The sequence below is a fragment of the Hydrogenophaga sp. A37 genome (assembly GCF_002001205.1).
GTDB lineage: Bacteria > Pseudomonadota > Gammaproteobacteria > Burkholderiales > Burkholderiaceae_C > Hydrogenophaga.
Window position 1 is genome coordinate 1 of the sequence record NZ_MUNZ01000024.1, and the last position, 2,876, is coordinate 2,876.

The window sequence follows — 2,876 nt, forward strand, 5'->3', positions numbered from 1 at the left end:
GGAAGACTGGATCAATGTCCTGCCAACAGGTGCCGACGACGCCGGCGTTTAACCCCTATCCCCGATCAGTTCAGGTGGGGGAGTTTGAGGTGGCCATAGACGGGGGAATTTGACTGGCCATCAGGGTTCGCGAACCTGATCCAGTAAACGGTTGGACTGCAGAGGCGCGGCAACAACCTCACGAACTTTGTCAGATCTGCTGTACCTGTTCATGCATCCAGTATGCCGCTGTAACTTCATGAATGCAAACACAATTTTCAGATTTGACGCGCCATATTATCTCGTGGCAATTGTGGGTATCTGGTGAAACACGAACTACATCAAAGTTATCCGCAATGCAACTGATCGACGAGATTCGGACCGCCTGGGGATGGACGGGCATCCAGCCACTTGAGGTGGTTGGCGAGAATGAATTCGGAAACCTGATCGTGAAGGACGTGGATGGAAGCTACTGGCGCATCTGCCCTGAAGACAGCGACTGTCGTGTCATCGCGTCGACTCGCCAGGAGCTGGATGCACTCTCGAAGGATCAGGCTTTTCTGCGCGATTGGCACATGTCTGCACTTGTCGACCGTGCTTTCGCCGTGCTCGGAGTCCTTGCAGAAGGGCGAAAGTACTGCCTGAAGATTCCGAGCGTGATGGGCGGAGAGTACAGCGAAGAGAACTTCGGCACGATCGGCTTGAACGAGCTCATTCGCGCATCAGGGCACATCGCGCGACAGGTCAAAGACCTTCCTGATGGCGCCAAAGTCCGATTGGTGATTGCTCCATGACCGCGGATAACAGGTTCGTCGAATGGACCCACAACGGCGGCCAGCGTGGTCGCCATTCTTCAATGCTGAGTGCGCCGTTGTGGCCCATTCACGGCCGACGTTAGGCCTCAACAAGCACTCGCATGAAAGAACGCATTGCTATCTCACTGGTGTTCTTGATAGCCGCAGTTGCATCACTGTATTTCGTCTATCACGGCCACATTTCTCAGGAAACCTCCGGAGTTCTCGCAAACTTGGGAACTGGTTTCATTGGCACGGCACTCACTGTGCTGATCGTTGATTGGCTTTATGAGAGGCGGAGATCGCAGGACAGCTGCAGGAGCATTGCAATGTCCGTCCTGCAAGAGCTTGATCACGCCATTTGGGTATGGCAAGGTGACAGTCGAAACTTTGACCTCGATGAACTTTATTCAAGAATTCTTCAAGCGGAAGAAGACGACCCAATCCCGGCCTACACGCAGAACCTCTTCATGAGACTAGCAACTAGGTGCGTAGGGCATCTAAACCTCAAAAAAGATGACTTGATTCTTCAGCCTAAACTGGCGCAAACCCTGAAGAATTTGTCTAGGCTAGAACTCATACGCGACGTGAACCGAGACTTCGACTTCCACCAATTTAAGGCTATCCTCGCGACTGCCATCGAGAGCCTTTCGGAGACGTGCGACCTGAGCCAACCCAAGAGCATCCAATTGCCCATTACAGCTCACAGAATCACGTCCGAAGAACATCAGCATTACAGGCACTTTGGTAGGCAAATAGATGGAAGCCAGCAACCAATTTGGACTCCATTTAACTAGCGCAGCGGATCTTACCCACGTCCCAATGGAACTTCAACACCGTGCCTTCGCTCTCCAGCATAACTGTCGGTTTAACGCGGACGCCAACACTGGCCATGGCTTCGCCATTGTCATGGCCAGTGTTGGTGCCCTACGCGCTTTGCGCTCCGGCGCCGGTTAACCTGGGCGTTATGCCTAAGGTGATCTGGTTCGTAGCCGCCCTGATGCTGTCCGGCGCAGCAGAGGCGTGCAGCTGCGCCAAGATGCAGGGATCGAAGTGGTTTGCAGAGTCCACATACGTATTTCGTGGGCGTGTCATGGCCACCTCATTGACGAAGAATCCGGGTCTTAGCGACATAGTCGGGACAGAGGCCGTTCAAGCCGAGGTTGCCCCAACCGAGATCTTCAAGGGGCCTCAACGCCCTACCGTTTCTGTCGTCGGTGGCGCGGACTATCGAAATCCGGTTTGTACCCGCGCACTTGTTGCAGGAATGGAATACGTCTTTGCACTGCAAGCGGACATGGCTGTCAGTAGCTGCAACTCTTGGATTGCGGATGACCCGGCTCTTACTGCATTCCTGAAAACGTTTCGACGGCTGAAGGCTCAAGGCAAATGAAGCGGCATAACAGGTCGTTCGACGCGGACACGCACTGGCACTGCGCCGCAAAGCGTGTGGACGAGCCTACGCCATGCGGCGCAGTACCAGTGCGCGCTGATCAACGCTGACGTTAAACATCAATGTCAGCACCCCTCCGTTTTTGGTTCGCGGCATCTTTGGCGGCAATCGGCAGTTTGGGCGTGTACGTGGGATCGATTGCGAACGCTGTGGCACTCGGAAGCACGCTTGGTTATGCGGCCATCTTTCCTGCAATCGCGTTTATTGGTGCCGCACCGCTTCCCGTCAGGGCATTGAAATTGCAGAAATGGCGGTCCGTTGCCTTAGGAACCCTGAGGTATCTTTCTTTTCCAGTGTTCCTGCTGAGTGCCGTTACGCTGGCGCCTGCATTGGTGCAGCATTTCAGCGCAAGCGCCGGGCAGGCGCATGGGATTTATGTTGGTATGTTTCTGACGGTTGCTGGCCTGTTGGCTATTACTTGGCCAGAACTGCTATCTCTTATTCAGCGCAGTCGTCGTGTGCGTCCAATGGATGTTTAACTGGACGCACAAGTCGGACGCCTATGGCGCCGCTTGCCTTCAGCGTAAGCGTCCGGCGAACCCATGTTGACCACCGCCGACAGTCCTGTCTGACGATCAGATGTCAGTGGGCTGCCAGCGGTGCGGCAAGAGCTCGTCGATGCGGCTGGCCTTGTGCATGGGCAGCCGCGT

Annotated in this window: 4 protein-coding genes; all 4 read left to right on the forward strand. The window is 54.9% G+C overall.

Translation table 11 applies throughout. The annotated features are described in order from the left end of the window. The first annotated feature begins 335 nt into the window (after positions 1-335). The 4 genes from B0E41_RS00195 (at position 336) to B0E41_RS26365 (ending at position 2,705) form a co-directional block, all read left to right on the forward strand. Positions 336-773 carry a T6SS immunity protein Tdi1 domain-containing protein gene (locus B0E41_RS00195; RefSeq protein ID WP_077327395.1) on the forward strand — a complete coding sequence of 146 codons (438 nt, stop codon included), beginning with the start codon at positions 336-338 and terminating at the stop codon, positions 771-773. Between the two features lie 122 nt (positions 774-895). Further along, positions 896-1,570: a hypothetical protein gene (locus B0E41_RS00200; RefSeq protein ID WP_143433583.1), complete on the forward strand. Its 675-nt coding sequence runs from the start codon at positions 896-898 to the stop codon at positions 1,568-1,570. A 95-nt stretch (positions 1,571-1,665) separates the two neighbouring features. Then, complete coding sequence (locus tag B0E41_RS00205) at positions 1,666-2,166, forward strand: hypothetical protein (RefSeq protein ID WP_077327401.1); 501 nt, start codon at positions 1,666-1,668, stop codon at positions 2,164-2,166. A gap of 122 nt (positions 2,167-2,288) precedes the next feature. Beyond that, positions 2,289-2,705, forward strand: a complete 417-nt coding sequence (locus tag B0E41_RS26365) for a hypothetical protein (protein ID WP_143433584.1) — start codon at positions 2,289-2,291, stop codon at positions 2,703-2,705. The last annotated feature ends 171 nt before the right edge of the window (positions 2,706-2,876 follow it).

What these genes read in the sequence shown, in the direction of transcription:
- B0E41_RS00195 (WP_077327395.1), top strand. Translation starts at nt 336, where the DNA reads ATGCAACTGATCGACGAGATTCGGACCGCCTGGGGATGGACGGGCATC.
- B0E41_RS00200 (WP_143433583.1), top strand. Translation starts at nt 896, where the DNA reads ATGAAAGAACGCATTGCTATCTCACTGGTGTTCTTGATAGCCGCAGTT.
- B0E41_RS00205 (WP_077327401.1), top strand. Translation starts at nt 1,666, where the DNA reads ATGGCTTCGCCATTGTCATGGCCAGTGTTGGTGCCCTACGCGCTTTGC.
- B0E41_RS26365 (WP_143433584.1), top strand. Translation starts at nt 2,289, where the DNA reads ATGTCAGCACCCCTCCGTTTTTGGTTCGCGGCATCTTTGGCGGCAATC.